This window comes from Vreelandella zhanjiangensis DSM 21076 (genome assembly GCF_000377665.1).
In the GTDB taxonomy this organism is placed as follows: Bacteria; Pseudomonadota; Gammaproteobacteria; order Pseudomonadales; family Halomonadaceae; genus Vreelandella; species Vreelandella zhanjiangensis.
In genome coordinates, this window is the sequence record NZ_KB898655.1 from 118,231 (window position 1) to 143,829 (window position 25,599).

General features: G+C 51.6%; 23 protein-coding genes and 1 rRNA gene. 9 read left to right on the forward strand and 15 right to left on the reverse strand.

Annotation, left to right across the window (positions count from 1 at the left end; translation table 11 throughout):
• Positions 1–84 precede the first annotated feature (84 nt).
• Entirely contained in the window at positions 85–1,464 is a 1,380-nt protein-coding gene (locus tag D467_RS0117815; RefSeq protein WP_018918898.1) for a DEAD/DEAH box helicase, read from the reverse strand.
• Positions 1,461–2,072 carry a VspR family transcription factor gene (locus D467_RS0117820; RefSeq protein WP_155826526.1) on the reverse strand — a complete coding sequence of 204 codons (612 nt, stop codon included), beginning with the start codon at positions 2,070–2,072 and terminating at the stop codon, positions 1,461–1,463. Before D467_RS0117820 ends, D467_RS0117815 begins: the two co-directional genes overlap by 4 nt.
• Positions 2,073–2,169: 97 nt before the next feature.
• Between D467_RS0117820 and D467_RS0117825 the strand changes: the two genes are divergently transcribed.
• A complete protein-coding gene (locus tag D467_RS0117825) occupies positions 2,170–2,433 on the forward strand; it encodes a helix-turn-helix domain-containing protein (protein ID WP_018918900.1) in 264 nt (87 codons plus the stop codon).
• Positions 2,434–2,867: 434 nt separating this feature from the next.
• On the forward strand, positions 2,868–4,829 hold the full coding sequence (locus D467_RS19600) for a hypothetical protein (protein WP_155826527.1): 1,962 nt from the start codon (positions 2,868–2,870) through the stop codon (positions 4,827–4,829).
• Positions 4,830–4,927: 98 nt separating this feature from the next.
• On the opposite strand, the gene D467_RS19605 is transcribed toward D467_RS19600, so the two are convergent.
• The 7 genes from D467_RS19605 to D467_RS0117870 all read right to left on the reverse strand — a co-directional run bounded on the left by D467_RS19605 (position 4,928) and on the right by D467_RS0117870 (position 14,814).
• Positions 4,928–5,566, reverse strand: coding sequence for a hypothetical protein (locus D467_RS19605; protein ID WP_018918902.1), 639 nt, complete (start codon positions 5,564–5,566; stop codon positions 4,928–4,930).
• A complete protein-coding gene (locus D467_RS19430; RefSeq protein WP_018918903.1) occupies positions 5,553–8,654 on the reverse strand; it encodes an N-6 DNA methylase in 3,102 nt (1,033 codons plus the stop codon). The genes D467_RS19605 and D467_RS19430 overlap by 14 nt, the downstream gene beginning before the upstream one ends.
• A 585-nt stretch (positions 8,655–9,239) precedes the next feature.
• The gene (locus D467_RS0117850) at positions 9,240–9,527 is read right to left on the reverse strand and encodes a hypothetical protein (RefSeq protein WP_018918905.1); all 288 of its coding nucleotides are present in this window, start codon (positions 9,525–9,527) and stop codon (positions 9,240–9,242) included.
• 158 nt (positions 9,528–9,685) lie between these two features.
• Positions 9,686–11,524, reverse strand: a complete 1,839-nt coding sequence (locus tag D467_RS0117855; protein WP_018918906.1) for a site-specific integrase — start codon at positions 11,522–11,524, stop codon at positions 9,686–9,688.
• Entirely contained in the window at positions 11,521–13,170 is a 1,650-nt protein-coding gene (locus D467_RS0117860; protein WP_208596501.1) for a site-specific integrase, read from the reverse strand. Before D467_RS0117860 ends, D467_RS0117855 begins: the two co-directional genes overlap by 4 nt.
• Entirely contained in the window at positions 13,130–14,287 is a 1,158-nt protein-coding gene (locus D467_RS0117865) for a tyrosine-type recombinase/integrase (protein ID WP_018918908.1), read from the reverse strand. Before D467_RS0117865 ends, D467_RS0117860 begins: the two co-directional genes overlap by 41 nt.
• A 44-nt stretch (positions 14,288–14,331) precedes the next feature.
• Positions 14,332–14,814 carry an acetyl-CoA sensor PanZ family protein gene (locus D467_RS0117870; protein ID WP_018918909.1) on the reverse strand — a complete coding sequence of 161 codons (483 nt, stop codon included), beginning with the start codon at positions 14,812–14,814 and terminating at the stop codon, positions 14,332–14,334.
• Between the two features lie 204 nt (positions 14,815–15,018).
• On the opposite strand from D467_RS0117870, the gene hisB reads away from it, so the two are divergent.
• From hisB to D467_RS0117895, 5 genes are all read left to right on the forward strand, one after another.
• Positions 15,019–15,612: an imidazoleglycerol-phosphate dehydratase HisB gene (gene hisB / locus D467_RS0117875; protein ID WP_018918910.1), complete on the forward strand. Its 594-nt coding sequence runs from the start codon at positions 15,019–15,021 to the stop codon at positions 15,610–15,612.
• Positions 15,613–15,676: 64 nt separating this feature from the next.
• Complete coding sequence (gene hisH / locus D467_RS0117880; RefSeq protein ID WP_018918911.1) at positions 15,677–16,318, forward strand: imidazole glycerol phosphate synthase subunit HisH; 642 nt, start codon at positions 15,677–15,679, stop codon at positions 16,316–16,318.
• Between the two features lie 11 nt (positions 16,319–16,329).
• On the forward strand, positions 16,330–17,076 hold the full coding sequence (hisA, locus tag D467_RS0117885) for a 1-(5-phosphoribosyl)-5-[(5-phosphoribosylamino)methylideneamino]imidazole-4-carboxamide isomerase (RefSeq protein ID WP_018918912.1): 747 nt from the start codon (positions 16,330–16,332) through the stop codon (positions 17,074–17,076).
• Positions 17,073–17,846 (forward strand): imidazole glycerol phosphate synthase subunit HisF, encoded by a 774-nt coding sequence (hisF, locus tag D467_RS0117890; RefSeq protein ID WP_018918913.1) that lies wholly within the window; start codon positions 17,073–17,075, stop codon positions 17,844–17,846. The genes hisA and hisF overlap by 4 nt, the downstream gene beginning before the upstream one ends.
• A 41-nt stretch (positions 17,847–17,887) precedes the next feature.
• Positions 17,888–18,394 (forward strand): hypothetical protein, encoded by a 507-nt coding sequence (locus D467_RS0117895; protein WP_018918914.1) that lies wholly within the window; start codon positions 17,888–17,890, stop codon positions 18,392–18,394.
• A gap of 12 nt (positions 18,395–18,406) precedes the next feature.
• Here D467_RS0117895 and D467_RS0117900 read toward each other — a convergent pair whose 3' ends face one another.
• Positions 18,407–19,009 carry a YjaG family protein gene (locus D467_RS0117900; RefSeq protein WP_018918915.1) on the reverse strand — a complete coding sequence of 201 codons (603 nt, stop codon included), beginning with the start codon at positions 19,007–19,009 and terminating at the stop codon, positions 18,407–18,409.
• A gap of 113 nt (positions 19,010–19,122) precedes the next feature.
• Between D467_RS0117900 and D467_RS0117905 the strand changes: the two genes are divergently transcribed.
• Positions 19,123–19,818, forward strand: coding sequence for a type 1 glutamine amidotransferase (locus tag D467_RS0117905; protein ID WP_018918916.1), 696 nt, complete (start codon positions 19,123–19,125; stop codon positions 19,816–19,818).
• A 19-nt stretch (positions 19,819–19,837) separates the two neighbouring features.
• Here the strand turns inward: D467_RS0117905 and mnmH are convergent, their stop codons facing one another.
• The 4 genes from mnmH to D467_RS0117925 all read right to left on the reverse strand — a co-directional run bounded on the left by mnmH (position 19,838) and on the right by D467_RS0117925 (position 23,952).
• Positions 19,838–20,914: a tRNA 2-selenouridine(34) synthase MnmH gene (mnmH, locus tag D467_RS0117910; RefSeq protein WP_040460647.1), complete on the reverse strand. Its 1,077-nt coding sequence runs from the start codon at positions 20,912–20,914 to the stop codon at positions 19,838–19,840.
• 20 nt (positions 20,915–20,934) lie between these two features.
• Positions 20,935–21,972, reverse strand: coding sequence for a selenide, water dikinase SelD (selD, locus tag D467_RS0117915; protein WP_018918918.1), 1,038 nt, complete (start codon positions 21,970–21,972; stop codon positions 20,935–20,937).
• Positions 21,973–22,027: 55 nt separating this feature from the next.
• A complete protein-coding gene (gene radA / locus D467_RS0117920; RefSeq protein WP_018918919.1) occupies positions 22,028–23,401 on the reverse strand; it encodes a DNA repair protein RadA in 1,374 nt (457 codons plus the stop codon).
• Positions 23,402–23,499: 98 nt separating this feature from the next.
• Positions 23,500–23,952, reverse strand: a complete 453-nt coding sequence (locus tag D467_RS0117925; RefSeq protein ID WP_018918920.1) for a copper resistance protein NlpE N-terminal domain-containing protein — start codon at positions 23,950–23,952, stop codon at positions 23,500–23,502.
• Between the two features lie 213 nt (positions 23,953–24,165).
• On the opposite strand from D467_RS0117925, the gene hisC reads away from it, so the two are divergent.
• Positions 24,166–25,227 carry a histidinol-phosphate transaminase gene (hisC, locus tag D467_RS0117930; RefSeq protein WP_018918921.1) on the forward strand — a complete coding sequence of 354 codons (1,062 nt, stop codon included), beginning with the start codon at positions 24,166–24,168 and terminating at the stop codon, positions 25,225–25,227.
• A gap of 130 nt (positions 25,228–25,357) precedes the next feature.
• Here the strand turns inward: hisC and rrf are convergent.
• Positions 25,358–25,473: ribosomal RNA gene (gene rrf, locus D467_RS0117935) — 5S ribosomal RNA — on the reverse strand.
• Positions 25,474–25,599: the final 126 nt, after the last annotated feature.

Consider the following 25,599-nt stretch of genomic DNA (forward strand, 5'->3'; position numbering starts at 1 on the left):
CGCTTCAAAGATCATAGAAGTAGGCCAAAAGGTTAGCTTTTCGAAGCTTCAAGATTGACTAGATATCAGGAAAGGAAGTCTTGTTTATATTAACGACAAGAGATACTGCCGGTAGTACTGTGAAAAGCTCAGCGTTAGCAATGAGGGCTCGTTAACTTGCAGCTCGCTCTTGCCGTTCTGATCTGATGTGGACAGGGAATGATCTTTATTTTCTGTTTCGCTTATGGTATTGCCATTAGCGTGCTCAGCATGTGATTTGGTCAGACGGTCATGAAGTTTTTTTGCCTGCAGCGTCGATTGATCTTCCGGAAGATCATTCGCGATTCTTTGCGAGTATTTACGCAGGGTAGGCTCAGCGATCACATAGAGCCAAGCCTCTTTGTCTTCAGTGCCCATCTTTCTCAGAATGCGGCCTAAAACCTGTCTATAGTGGAGTTCGGTGCGAATGCGACTGAGGTAGCAGCAGACACTTAGGCGCTGGATATCAGTACCTTCAGAAATCATGCTCACCGCGACGATCCAGCTGGTGTTGTCATGTCGAAATCGGTCGATTAACTGTTGTGCTTTAGGCGTTTTACTGGTGACCACGACATAGCTTTGATGTTTGGCACGCAGTATTTCAGCAATCTGGTGAGCATGCTCAATATCAGTTGCCACCACTAGCCCTCCCGCTTCAGGGGTGGCTTGTCTGACTGCTTTGAGCTGGTTAATACCTATATCCAAAACTGCATTGAGGATGCCGTCATGGCGCAATAGATCTTCGTAGCTAACAGGTGACTCACTCAACAGTTGGGAGAAGCATGAAAATCCTCGAACAGACTCACTGTTCTCTTTTTCTTCGACGAGCCTGATTAAAGGGTTATCAATTAGCGTAATCCGTGGGGCTTTACAAACGCCATCGTTCACAGCGCGTTGAAGGTCATACCGAAAATCACAGATCAGCCTCCCCTCTGGATCAGAATATCGTGCTAAAGCGATGGGAAGATCATCAGAACGCCAAGGGGTTCCAGACAGGCCGAGGGTATAGGACGCTTGATCCTGAATATTCCGAATGATCTGCTGGCCCCACGTATTACTGAGGAGAGGATCGTGGCCAGCGCAGTGATGAATTTCGTCGAAGATAGCTAACGTGCGAGACTCTTTAAAAATATTCCAAAAATCATCCGGCTGGTACTCCATGGCCTGGTAGGTGTAAGCAGCTCCCACGGATGCAATGATGTTTCCAAACCGTTGCTGCAAGACAGCGGAAAAAGTGCGCTGCATACCTGCAACCACTTCACGCGTAGGAGCAAAACAGATGACGAAGTCGATGAGCTGCTCGTCGAGTAGCCACTTAGCTAATTCAGCAGCAAAACGTGTTTTTCCACTAGCAGGGGTTGCCTGGACGAAAAAATCACGGCGACTCAGATAGTGTGACTTGGCCTGCTCTAAACACTCCGCTTGCCACTTCCGCAGCCCTGTCATGATGCTTTGAGTCGGCTTAAAGCCTTTTCTAAAGCACTCACATGCCCTAAAAGTCGTGAGCTGCGCTCATGAGCATTCAGGTAGTCAATCGAAAGACTACTTTTAAGCTCTGGATGGTCACTCATAATCTCTTGAAATGCTTCTACTTCCCCTAAAGACTCCAAAAATCGGCTTTGCGCCTCGTTTAACTTTTTTTCCAATACCGTTTGGCTACCGGCAGTCGCCTTATCTTCTCGCCTGTTCTCTGCGCTAGCTGACTGGCTCTCCTCATTGAGGATCGGTTCTTTACGTGTTTGAGGGTGAGTACGTTGGAGCCAGGCGGCAAAGTCATCTTCATCAGAACCAATATCAGTTTCTTTCAGCATAGAACTCACATGGTACTTCTGGCCGCGGCTCTTTATCTCACTGTCCTTCTCTACAAATTGGGCCTTAATTAACTTTCTAACGCGCTCATAAATAAAGCGACGCAGAGGTGCTTTATTTACTGGGTTTACTTCGTATCGCTCAATGTACTGATCCCGAAGGCTTTGAACGCAGAATGTTGCATTTTCTGGCTTCAGTAAGAGGTCAATTATTCGCCTATCTATGCTCGGGAGGTTACGGGACATGGGTATGGGCATCAAAAGATTGAAAATACGGATTATAAGCCGTGGCTTGATAGGCCGCAACGCTCGATAGTCCTGCCTCATGAGCAATGAGGCAAATATGGAAGAGCTAGCAATCTCTTTGGGAAGGGCTATTAGGGAAATGCGTCGAGCGAATGGCTTTTCGCAGGATGGCTTTGCGCTAGCTGCTGGCATAGATCGTAGTTACATGGGAAGAATTGAGCGTGGTGAAGTGAGTATTACGCTAGATAAGCTTTACAGGCTTGCAGCCGTACTAGGGTGTGAACCCGCAGAATTGCTTCCTTCAATCAGTTCTGGCCGGTTGCAATCTCCCCCCAGAAAAGTCAAAACTAAGCTTCAGTAAAAAAGTAGCCATTTGAGGTTGCCACCGAGGGTTGGCAAGAAAACTGTTTCGCAATAAAAACTTTTCCTCTATTTGTAGCGCAACCGAAGATTGATATATTGCTACGATTCCTCACACATGCTTGGTTGCTTAATTCATGTGCATCTTTCAGCAGTTAGGCCTCAGAACGATTCACGACAATATTTGAAGTTAGAGTAGCTCAGAACTCATCGTTGTTATTTAAACGGAAAAACATCCGTTTGGCATCGGGAAGGTCAATCTTAGCGAGTACTTGCCAGCTGTAGCCTTCACTTCCCTGTACCAGTTCCTGCCCAACCGCACAGCAGCCTTGATTACCAACAGAACACAGACCAGCTCCCCTAAGTCGTACAGTGGGAATAATGCTCTCCTTTACGAATATGACAAAAGCACACATTACAAAGCATAGGCTCACAATGCCCCATAATTATCCCATGCGCTTCGGAAAGCATGGAACGTACGAACTAACCGAGTTGGCCTTCAAACATATCCTGGCTGGCGAAACTGCTGTTCGGCCAATCAATGCGCTCGGAGTGCGCTCTGTTGAAGTGGTTCTCTCTGGTGGGCTCCACACTTGGGAAGGTTGGGAAGAATTCTTAAAACAGCATACTGGGGTGGTACATCTACTGGAGTACGATACAGATCGGCACGACGACTGGTTCTTCGCCCGAGAGCTTCAGAATGGGGTTATCACGCTGAAGATTCCCCGGAAGATGTTTACTGGCGATGCAGCGAGCATCACTATGAAGCCCGATACGCATTACCGATCAGGGTATCTATGGAAGACGCTATACCCACTGGGATACTCAGAAGGCGACATCATTGATGTCATCAATGAAGCGCTCGATAACCTGGATCAAGAAGACTCTACACATCCGACGACAGAACGGTCAGCGGGTGTACTCTACGGCTACGCACGATTGAGTGATCCTCTTAAGACCATAAAACTACGCATACAGGTGAGAGGGAATCAAATTCAATCGGCCTTCCCCGCTTGGGAACAGCCTTCGACAGGGAACAATGGCAAGCCCTATTCGCACTGGCACTCGATCAATTTCAATTTAGCGGGATCAACTGTATATAACGAACAATACACAAAGCCCTGGGGATCTGTATTTCCAGAAAATCACTTTAGCATGCCTGAGCTGCTGAAGCTCACACCAGCCTTTATTTTATGCAGACCTCGGCGCGATTCGGCAATAGGTATAGACAGCTGGCGTGAAACACGTGAGACCGAACTGATGGCAATGGCACCCTCAATGACGTCTGACGAACTTCAAAGCATCGAAACATACTTACGCAACTATGTTTGTAGTAAAGATCCATACAGCGTACAGGAGAACCTTTACCTTCATTTCGCAGACGAAATTCGCTGTACTGACCAGATCTTCAACGCAGCACAAGTGATTGAAAATATTGCTGAATGTGTACAAGTGCTGACCCATAGTGACTTACAGCATCGCACCAGGCGAGGAATGGACGCCATGATACGATTCCTCGGAATGGCCGTGGTACATACTGGAGGGCTCTGCTCATTGATGTTTAAGAGAGTTCTTGGTGAGTTTGTAGAAGCTGCTATCGGGCATCACAACGAGAGTTCACTTCGCGAATTTTTCGCCGCTCTGGCAGTATCACCATGCCGCGCAGCACTATACACAGAGTTTGATCTCAATCCGTTCGTCAAGACAAACGATGAGATGGGTTGGTGCGTAATCGGTTCTCCAAAGGTAGACATAGAACTGAAGCCGGAACACCTCTATGAGTTCATTGCCTTGAATCTTGGAGAAAACTACTTAGTTCTATTAACAAAAGATCAGCGACTGGCTATCGCACGAGAATTTTTCCCACGACCCGGACAGCAAGCAATGGTGACCGATGCCATGTCATTCCTTTCTGGCACCGACTTCCAGTTCTTCATGCCTGCACGCTTGGAGCCCTCCTGGTTTACAGGGAAGTCTTTGCCGACCGAAGAAGACCTGGTCACAGTAGCAAGAGACTACAGCAGAATGCTGGTGTTATACCGACAACGTATAGTGATGGAAGATCCCGATGCGTATAAAGCTGACATCGAGTATGGGAATGCAGGGAGCATGGAATTTTTTAATCTCATTCGCCAGAAGCACAAGCGTCAGTTCGTCTTCTCAATGCACCAGCACATGCTTACTGAGCTGGTCGACTACGCTATTAGCGTCGGCCAAAAGAAGTTGAAGGCTAAGGTGGAGCACACACTCAACCATCTTTCCAAAGAAACCGTCCCAATGCCGAAGCCGGTTCCCGACTACATAATGGAAGGACGCGATATACCTAATCCGTTTACAGGCGACACTGATGACTTAGTTCGATTGATATTTGGTCACTCCTCGTCGGCAACAGAATAAAATGAGTTTACGGAAAAAACGGCTTTCACCGAAAGAAAGTATGCATCACCGATGCCGACACTCGTTACAGACTGCCATTTGTGGCCGATTTGGTTGGCCTAAGGCCATGCAAGAAGCGTATGAGCAATTTCTATTGTATGCCCCCGCACGCACAAGTGCGTAGTGTGGAAACGCAGCGGCTGGCTATCTTTAATCGGAGCCTCTCGTTCAGATTGAAGTCGGATTGCAGCGGAGCGAGATGCCATAGCGCGCTTCAACCCGCGGCGAGCCCGCTCAGTTCGGGCGTTCATAACATATCCCAACATCATGGCCGCAGGGAGGCCATTCGAATACTGTCCAGAGATAAAGCGCATAAGGCCCTCGTCGACGTACTCACCGACGAGCCCCCTCATCCCGTTCTCATAGGGGACGTTCAGCCGCTTACACTCACATGCAAGATAGACGTCTTCGTCATCACCTATCGTCAGTGCGAAATCGATATTACTCGACATCGACACATTTCCGTCGTCGTCCTCAACAAGGAGTGTGTATTGATAAATAATTCGGCCGGGGAGCGACTTTGTTCGGATCAATGATTGAACAAGATGCTCAGTGATGTGATCCTCATGAGTCATCTCGTTCTTTTTTGCTTGAAGCGGTGCTATACAGACAGGCCATGCAGCCTCCACGGCCTCAGCAACCTGCTCTTCTAGCCCCCGAAAATGGGGAAGCCATTCGTCCAAATCACCAGTCAGCATGCACATCACCACCATGGCTGTGGCGCGCAATTACCGCGCTGAATTCGGCCGTGATTTGCTCTGCGTCAGCCAACGCCGTCGATCTCAGCCAATGCCGTAACTGCATTGGCTTCACGAGATACATGTTAGTACCGATAACAAACCGGAAGTCTGGCACTAACTGTATGTTTCCGGGGAGCGGCACAGGCAAATCCTTCTCTATGCAGTGGAGGAATTCCCCAAATTCGGGTGAAGAACCTTCACAATATCCGCTGGCATCAGCATTTATCGTAAGCTTAAGAACGGCAATATCGCTGGACTTCGCGGCAAGCGAAGCACTAACACGTTGGCGAAAGTAGGGGGCAAGAGCATCGCAAAGCGTGGCTGCGTATTCGGATCGATGCTCAATTTGGCTGTTGACCCAGATCTTCTGCAGTCCCGCTCTACGCCGAGGCTGCATAGCCGGAATTATATAGCGGAAGGTATCTTCGATAAGAGCTATTTCGTTCGTATCAAGCCCATAGTACTCGAAGATAAGTTGATCGATCTCATCGAGAGGGTTTTCTTGCATCGTAAGTAGCTCATTCGCATTCTCGATGTTGCGATCAATTAACTGAATAATCTTTTCGGCCGCTTCAGTCGCTCGCCCGGGATCTGGCATATTCTCTGGGACGTCAAAGGGCAGTTTTAACAATTCTCCTTGATGGACTTTGGCACGGTCTGCTCCCAAATTCGCAGTATCATGAAAATAAACCCATGCGGCCAAACTACTGTTTAGAACCGCTGTCAGAACTTTGGCCGTGCGCTTCTCTGTCTCTGGAAACACGATTGACTGAATGGAGGCGCGAAAAACAAGACTCTGCTCGGAGTATGCTGCACGTACTCGGCCTATAGATCGTTCAACCCCCTGCGGAATAAGGATATGCGGGCCGATGTATCCACCTTCGAATCCAATTCGCCTCACCTCTTCAGTATGCCACGGCGCTTGGTCAATTGTGGGTAGCGCAATTTCTCGAAAGGCTCCCGCTTCGAGAAACGGATACTTTGTAACGAAGTCAGACTTCTTAATTTGGTATTTTCCACTATCTAAACGGTCTTGATAGACTGGTTGAAAGCCTTGTCCGATGACCCAATCTGTCTTTCGATCTACTGCGAGCTTAGCCTTCCTGACTTGGGTGCTCTCACGAATGAAGCTGTTGAGCGGGCGAATCGTCCTAAGATATTGCAGTAGCTTTTCTTCTGGCGCGCGGGTCCATAGCCGACGTTTGAACAACGTCGAGTCCTTTCCAACCAAGTCGGAGCGAAACCTTATGCGATCCGCGCGAGAAAGCGTCATCAAGCGCTTAAGCCGCAAATTGATATCAGCCTTGGGCACCCAATATTCGAAGCGATAGGGAGGCTGGTTATCGTCTGCGGGTGCGTAAAGTACAAATGCAGTGGGCCTCTGTGCTCCGTCAAACAACTGAAAACAAAGATCCGACAGGTTGATGATCCGTTTAACCTTGGATTCGAAGATGAGCCTCCGTCGAGCTTCTTGGGCCTCGCGCGACGTATTATGTAAGACACCCATCGCTGGCAGCAGGAAAGCAATAAGCCCGTCCGGCTTGACGACCTTGAGAGCCTTCCAGACGAACCCCCAAGCGATATCCTTAGCAGGATCAGGGTAACGATGCGCCTTTGCCCAAGTCTGGGCTGTCGTGACCTGGCCACTGCGCCCCTTCCAAGGCGGATTGCCTATGATGGCATCATATTTGGGTTGGTCCTCTGTCGCAAAGAAGTCGGACGCAGGTAGGAGGGTATCTCCATAGAGTGGCGGCAGAAGCTTGCCAGCTTTGATAAGGGCCGGTAAATCAGGCGGATTGGACTGTTCAAGTAGCGCTATATACAGTGAAAATGCGGCTACCCGGATAGCAGAAGGGTTTATATCTGCGCCGTGGAGCCGACCAGCGATGATTTTCAACTCTCCCCAAGTGGCGTGGCGCTTATTTTTGATCCTGCAGTGATGCGCCACTAGGCGTTGGAACAGCCTTACAAGAAAAATTCCGGATCCGCATGCAGGGTCGCAGAAAATGCCATTGGTTCGCTGTGTCTCGGATAACTCATTCCAGAGCTGGTTTACGGCAACATCAGCTAAGAACATAGGTGTATAGAATGCTCCGTCCGCATTCTTCTTCTCTGCTTCCTCTTTCAGGAAACGGTCGTAGACCGCACTTATAAGCCCAATAGACATATATCGGAAATCGTAACCCCAAAGGCGCAACTGTCTGGAAGACATTTCTTCCCGGCCATGCCGAAACCGAGCGAGTGTTCGCAAATGCCTAGTTTCCAGTTTGGGAGTGGAAATATTGTCCATTTCAAAAGCGCATGGAGCGTTGAACAGATTGCCGTTGAAAGCACCCTTCAGCCATAAGAAAAGGGCTTCGAAATATTCAGGGGTATCCGCCTTGAACATCTCTGCAAGGCTAGAACATGTCTCTTTGGAAGCGCTCTGGAACACCGCCTCTTTAATGATCTTCCGATCTTCAAGATATGCGATGAACATCGTTTGCATCAAAAGTGCCTGGGCAGCTTCACCACCTAGGTCATCGCGCAAGTCGCGAAATGCTTCGAGCAAATTCGAGAGAAGAACATTGTCGACACGATTGTCTGGATCAAAGTAGTCGTCGTTATCGAACCAAAACCGACCCGACTCCGTAGAGTCGATTAACTCACGAAGCGCTATCGCATCAGACAGTAGTGAAAGGGTAATGATCAGACGTGGGTCGTTTTTCTGGCTTTCTTCACGCTGGAATGGTCTCTGGACTAGTGAGTAGGCCACGAGCTCATCCTCTTTGAGAACGAGTAACAGGCTCATCAAGCCCTGATTCCAAAGAATCCGGTGCAATTCGTCTATTCTTGCGAGTGAAGCATCCGATTGGTTGAGAAACCCGACAGTCGGAACCCCCTCAATGCAAAAGACAGCAGCCAGACCGAGATCTTCCAATGCAAAACAGATAGCTTCCGCATGTGGCCCAGGAGCTACATCAGCAGCGGATGTGTAGAACTCCGGCTCGGATCGACGATCAAGAGCGAGAGCTTCTCGCCAATATGGTGCAAATACTTCAGTCATGCTTTGCCCCCTCTCTGCTTAAGAGGCATGGAAACATACCAAACAAACAAATAAATAAATAAGAACTGTTGTGCGGACTGGGGATGGACTGACTTATCATTTCCCCAACTCCAGGAGTCTCTGTGGGTCTCCCGCAAATTTTCCTGGCTTAGAGCCTCCCCGCGGCATCTTCCGACTGGGTTCGAGGCGCACGAAGATCGGGCTAAAATCGATACCGTGATTTGACATTTCAGCCAGTAGGCTAGCGATAACAGCCAGATGATCGGGAATTTCACCTTTTTTCTTGTTATTTGAGATCGAGTTTGGCTGCATTCCCATAAGATGCGCGAAACGCCGGACGCTGAGGCCTGCCGTATTGAGCTCGGTGATGAAATCGTCGTATGACATTGAATTCAGAACCCATGATTTAATGAGCATAACACATAAAATTATGTGCTAAAAAACACCATTCTGGCAAGTTTTCCTCGTTGTTTGCTACCGCGTTCAATACCTACGGTCGATCATGATAAACCAATCCCCTATCTACACGATCAGCCACATACGATAGGTCGAGACGTGTGCGCGGGGCTAAGCCTTATATAATACTTATTGTGCTCTAACGGGCTCTAAGCCTTCTTTGGTTCCTAGCCGTGTGAAAACTGTCATCATAAAACGAGCTTCCAAAAGCTTTATAGAGAAGGAACAAGCCCTAAAGTGCTCTTTACTTCTCTTCTCCTGGGCTTTCCCCCGTTCTTTTAAAGTAGAAATAACAAGCTCATCCGCATTAGCCATTTCAGGCGTGAACCCTTCTAGTAGCAGAGCTTCCCAATCCTTATCACCAACGAGTTCAAACGGTTGATCGTATTTTCTTATGGAGCCTTTAAGCTTTTTCAAATGGCTAGTTTTAGTGGTTATTTAAATACCTACTGGATTGGTTTTTGTACACAATCCGGCCCACACGCACCTATCAATGTTAATGTTTTCTGTTCATCAGCTAGAAACCCCTGCTGTTTGGCAACTAAATACACCACAGCAATAAATTGTATGCCATATTAATTGCTGCAATTCGCACCAAGCTCATCCAGAACCACCTCACAGCGCTTAATATCACGCTCGACCCGTTCGGCTCCTCCAGGCCCGATGTCAGCGAGATCGCGCAACTCAAGCTGTTGAGCATAAATACCCTGCCACACAGACTTGCGTGACTCGTCGATAACCGCATTGCCACAGTCAGCGCAACGTGTTTTCTCGACGCCCTGGCCGCCATTGCACCCACCAGTATCGGCAGTGCACCATGCGACTCCAGTGGCACGTAGATGAACCAAAGGGCTAATCGTTTTAGCCATTTCAGCACGATCCACTTTAGTGACCAGGGCTTCGTTCTTTGTGCGGAAAGCACGGATTGGATCAGCAGCTCCCCCCGTCAAGATTGCATCGGGCTCCAGCCAGTGCTCCAGAAGATCGGTTTTGATGCTCAATGCGGCCAACGCCACACTATCGTAAAGCTCAGCATCTTGCTTTCGGGACATGGCATAAAGAACAGTCATATCTATCGACCAGTGCTTAAAGTGATCCCGAAGGTAACGAAGGTCTCCAAAAGCACTGTGGGCTGCATAGACAGCGAAGGTGCGCCGAAACTGGTGCGGTGCAAAGCGCCAAGTTAGCTTACACTGGGCAGCGAACATATTAAGACGGTCAATGATTGAATGATTCGAAAGCGTTCCAAAACGGTTAAATTGCTTCTTTGAGACTGTAAGAAATAAGCGATGAGTATGGCCTGCAAGCCGAGAAATTTCAGGGTCATTCTCATTTTCGGCTCGCATATCGAATATACGTTGCTGCAGTTGCGCTTGTAGTGGACGCGCAAGACTTTCAGCCACTTCAAGAGCTCGATGAGTAATTTCAGCCACCAGCCACTCACAAACACCCGTGCCCGTTTTGTAAGAAACCCCGCGCATCCAATAAAAGGGCTCGCCCTGTTCATCCAGTGTTTTATAGGCGCACCGATTTTCCAGTGAACATAATTCAGAAACTCGGATTCCGCTGGTGATCAAGATGATGGACATACATGCTTCTTGCAGGTGCTGTTCCCCTGAGCGAATCTCATTTAATGCCCAGCCCAGTTTTTTCAGGCTCAGGCTGATGAATTCGTAACGCTTTCCCTCTGACTTCCATCTATCCACCTGAGCACTGAGACTAATGATCTCATCGGCTCTGTCTAGCCAATCAACTGCCGACTGGAACAGCGGCCCAAGGATATGATCTGGAATGATTTCGGTTTTGCCCTCACGAAGGTGGCTATTATCAGGTCCAGTTAACCCTGCCAAATGGCTTGCTGACGATTCCGGCCAAGGGTGACGCATGGGGTCACCCGTTTTTTGACTGAGAATATAGAGCGTTTCGACAGCACCTAAACGGTTGCATAGTGCTGTACTTGAAAGTGGCTTTCCTTTTCGACCGCTTAGCTCTTTACAGAATTCCACATATTGCTGCCCAATTAGCGGGGTCACGCTGTTCAGATTAGCTATGCGATGACCGTTAAGCCAAGTCAGGAAAGATGCTGCCTTTACGAAAAACTGCTGTATTGTCCCCCCTCTAGGGCTGTTGCGACCTTCAATACCACTCAAAATATAATGCCCAGTACAGGCCCTCAGAGTTTCTCGGAACGGCTGAGGAACAAGTGCAAAATTGAGCTTTTTTTGGTTATCTCTAATTCCAGCAGAGAAAAGGTTGTCGGGCAACGTCCAAACATTATCGCCATAGCGGCTCAAAACATAGTAATTGCCATCTTCTTGACGCATTCCAGTGATAACAGCATCTGGATCTAAATTTTTTGTCTGGACGGCGCAAATAGACTTGAACTGTTCAGATCTAAATTCAATTTCATTCATGCAGTACCATCCAGCCATGCTGTATCACGCCAAAAAGGGTGTGGATTTATCTTTGCCTGCTGCCTTTGAATGCTTATCAGTTCTGAGGCAAATTGAGGTGCGATCTCCTGGTCAATGATCCGGATAATGTGCCCGTATAGTCGCTTCCAGGCGCTGCCGCCCATTTTCTGGCGAATACTGATCAGCATCCAGTAGAGGCTGAATATACGGTAAAGATCATCACCCGTTACAACGAATGACCGACATCGAAAGCAAGCAAGAAACTTTTGACAGTGCTTGCCATCACCTGGTGCATACTCACCGTTCAACGTATCTCGACAGCGGGCTATGGGGGTGTTCTGCGTCGTCAGTGACGCTACCTTGCCATGGTTCAGCAATTGTTCAGTTCGAATCTCGCCCATGAGCCGCCAGTCTTTCTCAGCGCCTTCGGGTGCCTCCAAATAATGATTATTGGACACCTTAGGGGTGTGACCACCGAGCTTTGCGGTCAGGAAAGGGTCTTGCCCGGACAGAGTGAACAGTCTGTTCTCAAATGTCTTGCGAAGCCGCATGATATTAAGCTTTAGCGGATTACCTTCGGCATCAATTATCTGATGCCTGCTAATAAATAGTTTTATGCCAATAGCTAGACTTCCTTGTGCCAGCCGAGATTTTTTTCCGGCGCTTGCTCCACTTCGACTCTCGTATACAAACAACCAATTTGGATAATTGCTCGATTGTCGTGGCGTGGCATTGCGTTCGCGTACGAGGTCAATGATACGGGCAACGTCAGGCAGTGCTGAAACCATCGATTCAATATCGTCGGCACGGCGAAGGCTCTGGATGTGTGTAGCATTGCCGCGACGCTTAAAACTGACCAACATATACCTTTCTGTCTTGATAGGATGTGGCTGAAGGCAGTCGACCAGAAGTTCCAGGGCAGGGGTCGGGTTAATTCCCGTTCGCGCTGCGATAGCCAGCAGGCAGACGGCAAGTTCATTAGAGGTTAGCGGCCCACTCCCCTTGATGATCGCCCGCATGTCGGTTTTCAACGCCTGAAGGACGCTGCGGCGTTCTACCTCACTCAAAGCAGTCTGGCCTTTCATGAATCGGTTGGAGCTTGGAAAAGGGTTACGCGGAAAAATATCTTTGATAATCCAATTTGATTGCCCCATAGCAACCAGTACAGACTTGGCATTAGTGAATCGAGATTTCTGAGACGATAGGCTGCCACTCAACTGCCGCAAATAAGAAAGGAAGTGGTCGATAAACTGCCGATCAATATCATCCAGTCGCAGCTGTCGTCCCAGAGCGGAAGCCATCGTGGCGCAAAACGGTAGGAAGGCAGCCGCACCTATTGAGTAATAACTGGAGATTGTTGCAGCACTGAGTGTTGTACCGCCACTTTCGGTGCAAGATCTAGCCATACGATCCATTGTCATTTGAACGGCATAGGTCACGACATCGCAGCCATTTCCGTAGTGCTTGGAAAAGTCCAAATTGCGTAAGGAGCTAGCATTCTCGGGTAAGGATACTACCATCTGAGATGGAGGCAGGATCATGAGATCCAATACTTCATCACTGGCGGCATTTCCAGGACGAGGGGCAGTTGAATGAAGTTTCTTTTTAGGCACTGCCAATTTCTCTGGTGATGAGATCAATTTCACTTTGATAGTCGTTCATCAGCGCATCTTCAAGCTCTGAAAGACAGTGCACATATTTTTCAGTGGTTGTAACCGAGGCATGGCCCAATCGGTCGCGCACGTACAGCAAGGCATGCGTCTGTGCCTTGGATTGCATCATTGCGTATAGAGTGTGTGTGGCGTAGGTATGGCGAAGAATGTGGACGTTGACGTAAGGAATTCCTGCAGTCGCCCCGGCCTTTTTAACAAAGCCCAAAAAGGCTGCCCCATCGTTCGCGTAAGGTTGGCCAGATTCAGTCAGGAACAAAGCGGATTGGCGCTGGCCCGATATACTCTCATGCTGATGGCGACGGTTCAGGACGTATTGCCAGAGGTCTTCCATTACGGTGCGAGGTATATCGATCCCCCGAGGCTGATTGCGCTTGATGGCCATGTCGCGTGGATCAAGATTGACCCGGACGAATGAACGGTACTTGGTGTACGTCGCCGGGTCGATCACATATTTAAGTGGAAACGTCGCCAACTCCTCACGACGCATTCCTGTAGTGAGAGCCAGCCGTAATATTAGTTTGTGTGTGGTATTGGTGACGGCATTCAAGAGATCTATCGATTGATGTTTGCTCAGCACCCGTATTACGGTTCGTGGCGTTCGCAGTATGACGTCTGGAGTTGTGCGCCTTCCACCACTCGTATCTATGTGTGCGAGGAAACCTTTAGGCTGCCTCACCATTACCGTTTCCATGGCATACGGAACAGTCTCCACCCAGCCAGTGTTGGCGGCATACCGATAGAAAGCGCAAAGCAGTCTTAGCCGGGAGTTCACCGTTGCTGCGGCCAAGCTTCCACCCTCAGGACTCAGGTTCCAATCTCGAAACTCGGCCAAAATTGTAGCTTCTCGATCATTGCCTACATCGCGCCAATCAATACCATTCACCTCACACCAGCCAAAGAACTGGTATAACGCTTTTCCGTAGGTAATCCATGACTTCTTGGATTGTACCCTTCCACGCTTGATTAGATGCGCTATAGAAAAATTCAGCGCTTCCTCAACAACTTTCCCCTCACTGGAAATAAGGATTGGAAAGCCAGTGTAGCTGAGGCCGTTGAGTTTGAACTTGTCAGTGCTAAAAAGAAGATCCATCCTGCCAATCTAACAGTATGTATCACTTTAGCAAGCGGTAATCATTACCCTTTCCCTTGTGGGTCTAGCTCAACAAAATTGCTGATTAGCGGCTTGCCTGATGTTGGTCCTTCGGCATTGGTGCCGGGACGGTAGCCAAGCTTGGAAAGCAGAACCTGATCGGCCAGCGGCAGGTGTGTGGTTTCAATGCGCAGCTTACGCTCTTCCTGCTTGGCCTGCTCACCAAGCAGCGCCATCAGCCGCGAGCCGACGCCCCGGCGACGGGTGATTTTGCGAACGCATAGTTCAGAGAGCCACCAGGCCCGGTCGGCGGCCTCTTGAATAGCCGCCGCCCCTAATAAATGATCATTAAAGTGGGCACAGGCAAAAAAATGATTAGCATTCAGGTGCTGTTCAATAAACGGCAGGACTTCTTGGGTAGGCACCCGCTCTTTAGGCGCATCTTCATAAATGCGTATCAGGTCGAGGCGCACTTGCTCATCGGTGTCCCAACGAGCCAAGTCGACGTGCTCTAGTGTCACCGGCATGGTGAATTCCTCTTCGCCAAAGCAGACAGGCTGCAGTTTTTAATGCCCTAAACGGCGGCTACCTTTCGCGCATTGTAGCGGATGAGGGCGCCGATTCTCTATAATGGGCGCTTTGCCGCAGATTTATGGCCTGATTATACGGTGGTGAGACAATGCAGCCCATCGCCTTACCCTAAGAATGCGCTAGAGCGCAGGAGATGCAACATGGCAGCGCGTATTGCCACGGTTAGCCGTGATACGAATGAAACCCAGATTACTGTCAGCGTCAATCTGGATGGTGAAGGCCATCTTCGCTGCGAAACTGGTGTTCCCTTTCTGGATCATATGCTTGATCAAGTCGCGCGCCATGGGATGGTCGACCTTGATATCCAGGCGACGGGCGACTTGCATATTGATGACCACCATACCGTTGAAGACCTGGGTATTACATTAGGCCAGGCATTTAACGAAGCGATTGGCGACAAGCGCGGCATTTATCGTTATGGGCATGCGTATGTGCCGCTTGATGAAGCGCTCTCGCGCGTGGTGATTGATTTCTCAGGTCGGCCCGGTCTTTATATGAATGTCGACTTCACTCGCGATACGATAGGCCGCATGGATACCCAGCTGTTTTGGGAGTTCTTCCAAGGCTTCGTCAACCATGCCCGCGTAACACTGCATATCGACAACGTTAAAGGCTTTAATGCTCACCATCAGGCCGAAACGATTTTTAAAGCCTTTGGACGCGCCTTGCGCATGGCTGTCGCCGAAGACCCACGTATGGCGGGGCAGATGCCTTCCACCAAAGGGAGCCTATAATGGCGCGCTGTAGTATAGGCAACAGGGCAAGCAACTGTTCGTTCACTCGATTAAGGAGCGCTTCATGACCATTGCTGTGATCGACTACGGGATGGGAAACCTACATTCTGTCGCGAAGGCGCTCGAACACGTTACTCATGAAAACGTCATCATTACCCGCGACCCGCGGCGCATTTTAGGCGCCACGCGCCTGGTGCTGCCCGGCCAGGGCGCCATCCGCGACTGTGTGGGCGAGCTTGAACGCACTGAGCTGCGTGGCCTGGTCGACGACGTGCTGACTCGTCAGGCCAAACCCCTGCTCGGAATCTGCGTAGGCCAGCAAATGCTCCTGGAGCGCAGCGAAGAGAATGGCGGTGTTGACTGTCTGGGCTTTTTTAAAGGTAGCGTCGATAAATTTCCCACCGACATGCGCGACGAGCACGACCAGCGCCTGAAAGTCCCCCACATGGGCTGGAACCTGGTCGAGCAGCATCATGATCACCCGCTGTGGGCCGGTATCGATAATAACGAGCACTTCTACTTCGTACACAGCTACTACGTGAATGCTGCCGACGATGCCCAGGTATTTGGCACCACGCATTATGGCAAGGTAGGCGCCCACGTGGCGATTGGCCGTGATGCCACCTTTGCCGTACAGTTTCACCCGGAAAAAAGCTCCCGAGCAGGCCTGCGCTTACTCGAAAACTTTGTCACCTGGACGCCCTAAGAGGTTTATTTATGTTGGTAATTCCTGCGATCGATCTCAAAGACGGCCAGTGTGTGCGGTTGAAACAAGGCCGTATGGACGATGCGACCTCTTACGGCGATGACCCGGTTGCAATGGCCGCCCGCTGGGTAGAAGCCGGCGCACGCCGCCTTCACCTGGTTGATTTGAACGGCGCCTTTGAAGGTAAGCCGGTGAATGGCGATGCTGTCACGGCCATAGCACGCGCCTACCCCAACCTGCCCATTCAAATTGGCGGCGGCATTCGTACGGCCGAGACCATCGAGCACTACCTGAATGCAGGCGTGTCTTACGTGATCATTGGCACCAAAGCGGTTAAAGAGCCCGCGTTTGTGGGCGAAATGTGCCGCGCCTTCCCCGGTCATGTGATTGTCGGGCTGGACGCTAAAGACGGCTTTGTGGCCACCGACGGCTGGGCAGAAGTCTCAAGCGTTAAAGCGGTCGATCTGGCCAAGCGATTTGCCGATGATGGCGTCTCCAGCATCGTGTACACCGATATCGCCCGCGACGGCATGATGCAAGGGGTTAACGTCGAAGCGACGGCTCAACTGGCGCGCGAAGGCGGCCTGCCGGTGATTGCCTCTGGCGGCGTCACTAACCTGGACGATATTAAAGCGCTGTGCGATGTCGCGGATAGCGGCATCCTAGGCGCGATTACCGGTCGGGCGATTTACGAAGGCAGCCTGGATGTGGCTGAAGCACAACGCCTTAGCGATCAGCTAACAGGAGGCGGCGCGTGAGTTTATCCAAGCGTATTATCCCCTGCCTGGATGTAGACGCCGGGCGGGTGGTGAAAGGCGTCAACTTTGTCGGCATTCGCGATGCAGGCGACCCGGTGGAGATTGCCCAGCGCTATAACCAGCAGGGTGCCGATGAGATTACCTTCCTGGATATTACCGCAAGCCATGAAGACCGTGACACGACAGTGGAAATGGTCGAACGCATTGCCGGCGAAGTGTTTATTCCGTTGACCGTCGGTGGCGGTATTCGTACCTGTGACGATATTCGCACCATGCTCAATGCCGGGGCCGATAAAGTCTCGATCAACACGGCAGCGGTTACTAACCCTGAGTTTGTGCGTGAAGCAGCGGAGCGCTTTGGCAGCCAATGTATTGTGGTGGCGATTGATGCCAAGCGGGTATCCGGTGAAGGCGAGCCGCCGCGCTGGGAGATTTTCACCCATGGCGGCCGTCGCGCAACCGGGCTTGATGCGGTGGAGTGGGCCAAGAAAATGGTCGAGCTGGGAGCTGGCGAACTGCTGTTAACCAGCATGGACCGCGACGGTACCAAGATCGGTTTCGATCTCGGCGTGACCCACGCGATTTCAGAAGCGGTAAGCGTTCCGGTCATTGCCTCCGGCGGCGTGGGCAATCTGGACCACTTGGTAGATGGCGTGCTTAAAGGCGGCGCGGATGCGGTTCTTGCGGCCAGTATTTTTCACTTCGGTGAGTACACGATTCCTGAAGCAAAGCGGTACATGGCGGAACGCGGCATCGAAATGCGGCTATAGCGGCCGCTTTCACTGCATAGCCCTCTTCTCAGGAGTTATAAATGTCTCGTTGCTTCCCATGCCTGGGAGGGCTAATCGGTTTTTGGCTGAGCGCTTCTGCCTCAGCCTTCTCCCTACCCGACTGGCCGCCTACCCTTGAGCTTGACCATACGCTTGTCCAAACCAGCCTCTATACCCGCCATTTTAATCCGGACCCCGAACATAACAATCACCAGAATTTAATCAGCGTTGAGCTACATAATCCCGATCGCTGGCTGACGGGAATAGGACGGTTTAAGAACTCCTATGAGCAGCCAACCTGGTACGTTTATGCAGGGCGTGAATTTCCTCTGTGGCAGTTCTCGGAAGAGGTTAACATCAGGGCCAAGCTAACCGGGGGACTACTGCATGGCTACAAAGGCGAGTACCGGGACAAAATCCCGCTCAACCACTTTGAAACTGCCCCGGTGCTGCTGCCGAGTATTGGAGTGCAGTGGGAGCGGTTTGAATCCGATTTAATCATCTTCGGTACTGCCGGCATGATGATAACCGCAGGCCTGCGCTTTTAGGCAGGCCATGCTTTACTCGTCGTCTTCGTCCAGACTTAGCCCCAGATTGCTGATGCCGTTATTGCGCCCTAACTGACGAATCTCTTTAAGCGCGGCTTTGCTGAGCGGCTCACTTACCGCTTCCAATACCGCGTCTTGAAAATTGTTTTCGTCTTCCATTAACGGATGATCACGGATCAGCAGCGCAAGCTTATGGGCATCCTCTTCACCTTCGGTAAGCTCAATAAAAGCGCGTACCCCGGCGCGTGAAGTACGGCTGACATCCAGCACTGCCTCTGGCGAGTCTCCCTGCAAGGTGTCCAGCAGCGCCGAGATGGAAACGACTGCATCCAGCGCACGGCGGGCGCCAAAACTTTCATCCTCAGCGGGCGGCTCACACTCGGCCAGTTTTTCAGCCTGGCGGGCAAAATCAATGCTCGCATTGGGTACGCTCAACCGCTCCCACACAAGGTTAAGTACGGTACGCAGCGTGTGGCTATCGCCTTGGCCGGTCGTCTGTTCATACAGAACATAGTTAGGCAGCAAGCGCTCGCATAGCGCGGCCATAAATGCTTGCTGGGCCGCTAGCGGAAGCACCTGTAACTGCTGATAAAAACCTAAGGGTTTAGACTCCATACTGATTTCCTAACGCGCGATATTGGTGAAATGGGGGCAATACGTTATGGTCGCAACAGCGCTGTTATAAACACGGACAGCCTTTACTGTGGACGGTCGGCGAGGAGATTACCATGCATATACATCTGCTACAGCACAGCGCTGATCATGACCCCGCCCGCTTAACCGACTGGTTGAGCAGTATGGGACATAGTTACAGCGTTTTTCATCTTTACGCAGGCGAACTGACGCCACGTCCGGCAGAAAGCGATGCGCTGATTATATTAGATGGCCCGGAGGCGTTTCTTAACGAACCGCCCGCCTGGTTTAAAGCCGAAAATAAACTGATTAACCGCTACCTGGATGGCCAGAAACCGCTACTTGGCATTGGCCTGGGCGCCCTTTGGACGGCACAGGCGCTTGATGCGGTCGTGGCCCCAGGTACCTATCCTGAAAGAGGCTGGCATACTGTATCACTGGCCCCGGAAAGTCCGTTTGATTTACCCGAGCAGTTTGAGGCGTTCATGTGGCATCGCCATGTGTTTAGCCTACCCGAAAGCGCCCTGCCGCTGGGCGGTAGCCCGGCGGCGCCGCTTCAGGGTTTCAGCTGGGATAGCGGTCGCGTTATTGGTTTACTGTGTCACCTGGAAGTCACACTTGCCAGCGTGACCCAGCTGCTGGATGACAGCGAATCATCGAACACTACCACAACGCCTGCCGCCCAGCGTTTTATCCAGGACGACAGCCAAATTCTTGAGGATACAGCCCGCTTTCACCAGTTAGCGCCGCTGCTTGACCGCGTCATGACGCAATGGCTTAAAGCTTTCTAATGGCATCCTAACGTAGCCGCTAGGCGCTCCATTGCTTAGCGGCCTCCAAACAGCTATCCCAATCCCCTATATGCAGATCCGGTGCCGCTGTCGCACGCTGCTTTTCAAGATGATAGCGATAAAGCGGGTCGTAGTATTCGGTGAGCAGTGGCGCAAGCCACGCTTCGTGAGCCTGCGGATTGCCTTCTTCATGGGCCTTAAAGGCCATGGCCTGTAAGCGTTGTAAACGCTGAAGGCGTGCATTGCCTAGGCGTTTCCCCAAACGAATTAACGCATTGCCCAACTGGCGCTGCATCAGTTCCCAGCCTTGCGCTGGGCCAAAGTGCGCGACGTAGTCCTTTTCCAGCTGAATAATATAGTCGTGCTGGAGCTGGTCAAGGCGCCAATCAAGCGGCATTTCTATTCGTACACGAGGCGCTGTCTGCATGACATGCCAAAAGGTAAGCGGTATGTTGGCATTGCCGATTTGGCGGGATTCATCTTCCATTACCAACTTACCCGGCAGAGCTAACAGCCGTGCGGCGAGCGCATGCTCAAAATCTATCTGCGTGGCAGGTGCTTCAGGCTGGCGACCAAATGCAGAACCTTTATGATTGGCATAGGCTTCAAGATCAACGCCATTATCCAGGCGATTAATCAGCGTGGTTTTAGCACACCCGGTTAACCCTGCAACCACAAGCATGGGCTGCTCAGCGGCGGCATCAATGCGCTGGCAAAGTGCCTGACGCATGGCTTTCCAGCCGCCGGCAATTCGCGGCCTGGTAATCCCCGCATCACTCAACCACTGTTGGGCAATTTGCGAGCGTAACCCGCCGCGAAAGCAATAAATGACCGCGTCTGGGTGCTCTGCCAGATATGCCTGCCAGGCGGCGATACGCGCCTGTTTGGTATCGCCACTGACCAGCTGCTCGCCCAAGGCAAGGGCTGCACTCTGGCCCTGCTGCTTATAGACGATACCCACCTGGCGGCGCTCTTCATCGATCATTAAAGGGAGATTTACCGCGCCCGGTAGTGCGCCTTGAGCAAACTCTACCGGGGCGCGTACATCTATCAAAGGCCGCGCTTCGCTGATTAGATGTAATGATGGGGGTACCATTTCAAGCCCTGTTTCAGACACTATCCCACGACCTCAATCAGCGCCTCGCCCTCGCGGGCTTTCATAACGCCAAACGGCTGAAGCGATAGGCCGAACTCGCGGCCAATCCGCTCGATATCATCCTGCCAGGCGGGGTCGACACTCAGTAGTAGGCCGCCTGAGGTCTGGGGGTCGCATAGCCACTGCCAGTGGGCTTCATCCATATGCGGTAAGCTTTTACCCAACGCATCACGATTACGCCGCGTGCCGCCAGGAACAGCACCTTGACGACGATAGGCTTCTGCCTGAGCCAGGCGAGGCAAGCGGCGAAAATCGATCTGGGCCATAACGTTGCTGGCGCTGCATATTTCCGACAAATGCCCTGCTAAACCAAACCCGGTGACATCCGTCATGGCATTGAGGCCTTTCACACCGGCAAGTTTGACGCCGATACGGTTAGATTTGAGCATGGTTTCCCGAGCTAAGCCGTGATGCCCTGCTTCCAGCAGTCCCTGCTTTTCAGCCGTTGTCAGCAGACCCACGCCTAGTGGCTTGGTCAAAAACAGCAGGTCCCCTGGCTTGGCGCGGCTATTAAGCTTGAGTTTGTCGAGGTCGATCAATCCGTTAACCGCGAGGCCAAAAATAGGCTCTGGCGCATCGATCGAATGGCCGCCTGCCAAGGCCACACCCAGTTCACGGCAAACGCCCTGGGCACCGGCAACCACATCACCGGCAATCTCGGCACTTAGCTTATCCAACGGCCAGCCGAGAATACTGAGCGCCATTACGGGAGTGCCGCCCATGGCGTAAATATCACTGATGGCGTTCGTAGCGGCAATGCGCCCAAAATCGAACGGGTCATCGACAATCGGCATGAAGAAATCCGTAGTGGCAATCATGCCCCGGCCATCGCCCAGGTCGTAAACGGCGGCATCTTCGCGCCCCTGGTTACCCACAATAAGCTGCTTATGTCCTGCCGCAGGCCCCGCCTTGGCAAGAATGCTATCCAGTACATCGGGAGCTATTTTGCAGCCACAGCCAGCACCGTGACTGTATTGGGTTAAGCGAATCGAACTCATAGTGTCTCTCCTTGGCACTCGATGTTTTTATAACAATCTTTATAGCGTAGCCTACTTAAAGCGCCTCTAGCGCGTCGCTAAGCTTATCCACCGCAATGACTTCCATCCCCTTAGGTGACTGCTTGGGCGCGTTGGCCCGCGGTACGATAGCACGCAGAAAGCCATGTTTGGCCGCTTCAGCGATGCGCTCCTGCCCGCTGGGTACAGGGCGTATCTCGCCGGAAAGCCCCACTTCGCCAAATACCACCAGCTCCTTAGGCAATGCCTTGTTTTGCAGGCTAGAGACCACGGCCAGCAGCACCGCCAGATCCGCACTGGTTTCTAGAACCTTCACGCCGCCTACTACGTTGAGAAACACATCCTGATCGCCAGTAAACAGGCCGCCATGGCGATTTAATACGGCCAGCAGCATGGCAAGCCGGTTTTGGTCCACCCCGACCGCAACACGACGTGGGTTGCCCAAGGCAGATTCATCCACCAAGGCCTGCACTTCCACAAGAATGGGGCGGGTACCTTCCCACACCACCATCACCAAGCTACCCGGCGCTTGCTCCTCCTGACGCGAGAGGAAAATGGCGCTGGGGTTTTTAACCTCTTTCAGGCCTTGTTCGAGCATCGCAAAAACGCCCAATTCATTGACCGCGCCAAAGCGGTTTTTCTGGCCTCGCAGCGTTCTGAATCGCGAATCTGCGCCGCCTTCCAATAACAACGAGGCATCGATCATGTGCTCAAGCACCTTGGGGCCTGCCAGCGTGCCGTCTTTGGTTACGTGTCCAACCAATAGCAGTACCGTATTGGTTTGCTTGGCAAAGCGGGTAAGGGCGGCGGCAGACTCGCGCACCTGGGCGACTCCACCCGGCGCTGAGCTGATATCTTCAAGGTGCATGGTCTGAATAGAATCAATGACCAGTATTTCGGGCTTCTCACGCTCGGCCACGGCAAGGATTGTTTCTACACTGGTTTCTGCGAGCATCTTCAAACCACTGGTAGGCAGCTGCAAGCGATGAGCGCGCATGGCCACCTGAGACAGCGACTCCTCCCCCGTGACGTAGATAATGCGTCGCTCTTGGGCAAGCTTACAGGCGGTTTGCAGCAATAACGTTGATTTACCCGCCCCTGGGTTGCCCCCCAAGAGCACAGCTGAACCGGGTACCAGGCCGCCGCCTAATACACGGTCAAACTCGTTGAAGGTTGAGCTTAACCGGGGTACTTCACTTAAATCGACATTGCTTAGGTCAACCACATCCTTAGAAAGATCACCGGCATAGCCAGCTCGGCCAGATCCAGCACTGCCGCTGCCGGGGCGGGCACTGGCAAGACGAATTTCACTAAGCGTATTCCATTCGTTGCAACTGGAGCACTGGCCCTGCCACTTGCGATACTCCGCGCCGCACTCGGTACATACAAAGGCACTTTTGGCTTTAGCCACCGCGCTAATACTCCCGTTACTGTTAGATCATCATTACTGCTATATGGCCATAAAATGCAAAAGGCGGCCAATGGCCGCCTTAGGATGTTACTGCTAGCTTATTGACGCTGTAGCTGCAACATTTCGCCATTTTCAAAGCGACGACGTTCTGGGTCGATTAACTCTAACGTACGCTCATTGATACGCTGGAAGTAGTAAACCTGACCATCACCATTCGGCGTAAGCTCGTAAACAGTCGCGTCCGGGTCAGACGGAGTACCGTTTAATACTTCCCAGTTACCGGCATAGTTTTCCGGGGGCGGTGTTTGAGGATGGTTACGGTAAGTCGCGTCCAGTGTAAAGGTACGCTCTTCAGCCGGGCTCATCTCTTGACCTACCATGGTAACGTCTAGATCAATACCATCGCAGTTGCGGCAAGGCAGCGTTCCCTTGTACTGCTCTTGGGACGCGCTAACGCCTGCATCAGCGTCTTGGCCCGAAGGCCCGCCGGTTGCACAGCCTGCCAACAATGCCAACATAGCCGAACCGGCTAGCAAACTCCTGAATTGCATTGGGTGTCTCCTTATCGTGTTGGTCATACATTTCTTTCGCGCGATTATGACAGCATAACCGTTACAAGGTGCGACGCCCACCCCTAGTCATCGTTGAATGCATACCTGAATGCGTATTTGAATACGCAGCTGAATAACATAGTTGAATGCTTGCGCTTGAGCGAGCATCAAGCGACCATGGCCTATTATACCTAGGATAATCAGGTTACCCGCATGAGCCAATACTGGAGTCCCGCTGTTAAGGCGTTAACCCCTTATATACCCGGGGAGCAGCCGCGTGAGCGCGTTATCAAGCTCAATACCAATGAAAACCCTTACCCCCCGGCACCGGGTGTTGGTCAGGCATTGCGCGACTATGCAACGGACCATCTGCGTCTCTATCCCGACCCCACATCGGCGGCGCTTCGCGCCTCGCTTGCCAAAACGTTTAGCGTAGAAAGCGAGCAGGTATTTGTGGGCAACGGTTCAGATGAAGTACTGGCCCTAGCGTTTCAAGCGTTTTTTTGCCATGACGCACCGCTTGATACCCCCTCTATTACCTATAGTTTTTACCCGGTGTACGCCAACCTCTATAACGTGGCGCTGCGCACCCACCCTCTGAATACACAGTGGGAAGTGGATATAGAAGCGTTAGGGGCAGCGTCAGAGCGCAGTGGCGTGATCTTTGCCAACCCCAATGCACCTACCGGGCATGCCCACTCACTGGAGAGCATAGAAGCATTGCTCAAGCGGGTGACGGACCGCGTTGTGCTGGTCGATGAAGCATATGTCGACTTTGGCGCAGAGAGTGCCATTACGTTAATCGACCGCTACCCGAATTTGCTGGTCACCGGTACTTTCTCTAAATCGCGTAGTCTGGCCGGTTTGCGTTTGGGCTATGCCGTAGGCTCAGCCGAGCTGATTGATGGCCTGCAGCGGGTCAAGGACTCTTTTAACTCTTACCCGGTGGATAGTTTGGCAAGCCTGGTAGGTATTGCCGCGCTTGAAGATCAGGCTCACTTTGATGCATGTCGCGAAAAAGTGATTACCACGCGCGAGCGCACCCGCCAACGCCTTGAAACGCTCGGCTTTGAAGTACTGCCGTCGAGTGCCAACTTCATTCTTGCACAACACGCAACGATTGCCGGAGCACAGCTGTTCGCTGGACTGCGTGAACGTGGAATTCTGGTGCGCCACTTTAATACGCAGGAGCTTAATAACTTCTTGCGCATTACTATTGGCACCGATGATGAAATGGATAGCCTGATTGAGGCCCTGGAAGTGCTCTGCGGCTAATCCAGATCTAGTAATATCAGGAATAAAAAGCCCCAAGCAAATGTTTGGGGGCTTTTATTGTTAAACGAACATATTCCAGACATAAAAAAATCCCCCCAGGCTAAGCCCGGGGGGATTTTTCATAATAAGTGCCTGACGATGACCTACTCTCGCATGGGGAGACCCCACACTACCATCGGCGCTAAGCGGTTTCACTACTGAGTTCGGCAAGGGATCAGGTGGTTCACGCTCGCTATGGTCGTCAGGCGTAACTGTCAATGTACATCATGCTGTGTTTTGTGGCGTCTCTCGTGCCAAGCGGTTTTCTCGCTCAGCGCGCGTATCCGGTACTCATCGTTATCACTGCGACCAGACCCCTTGGGTGTTATAGGG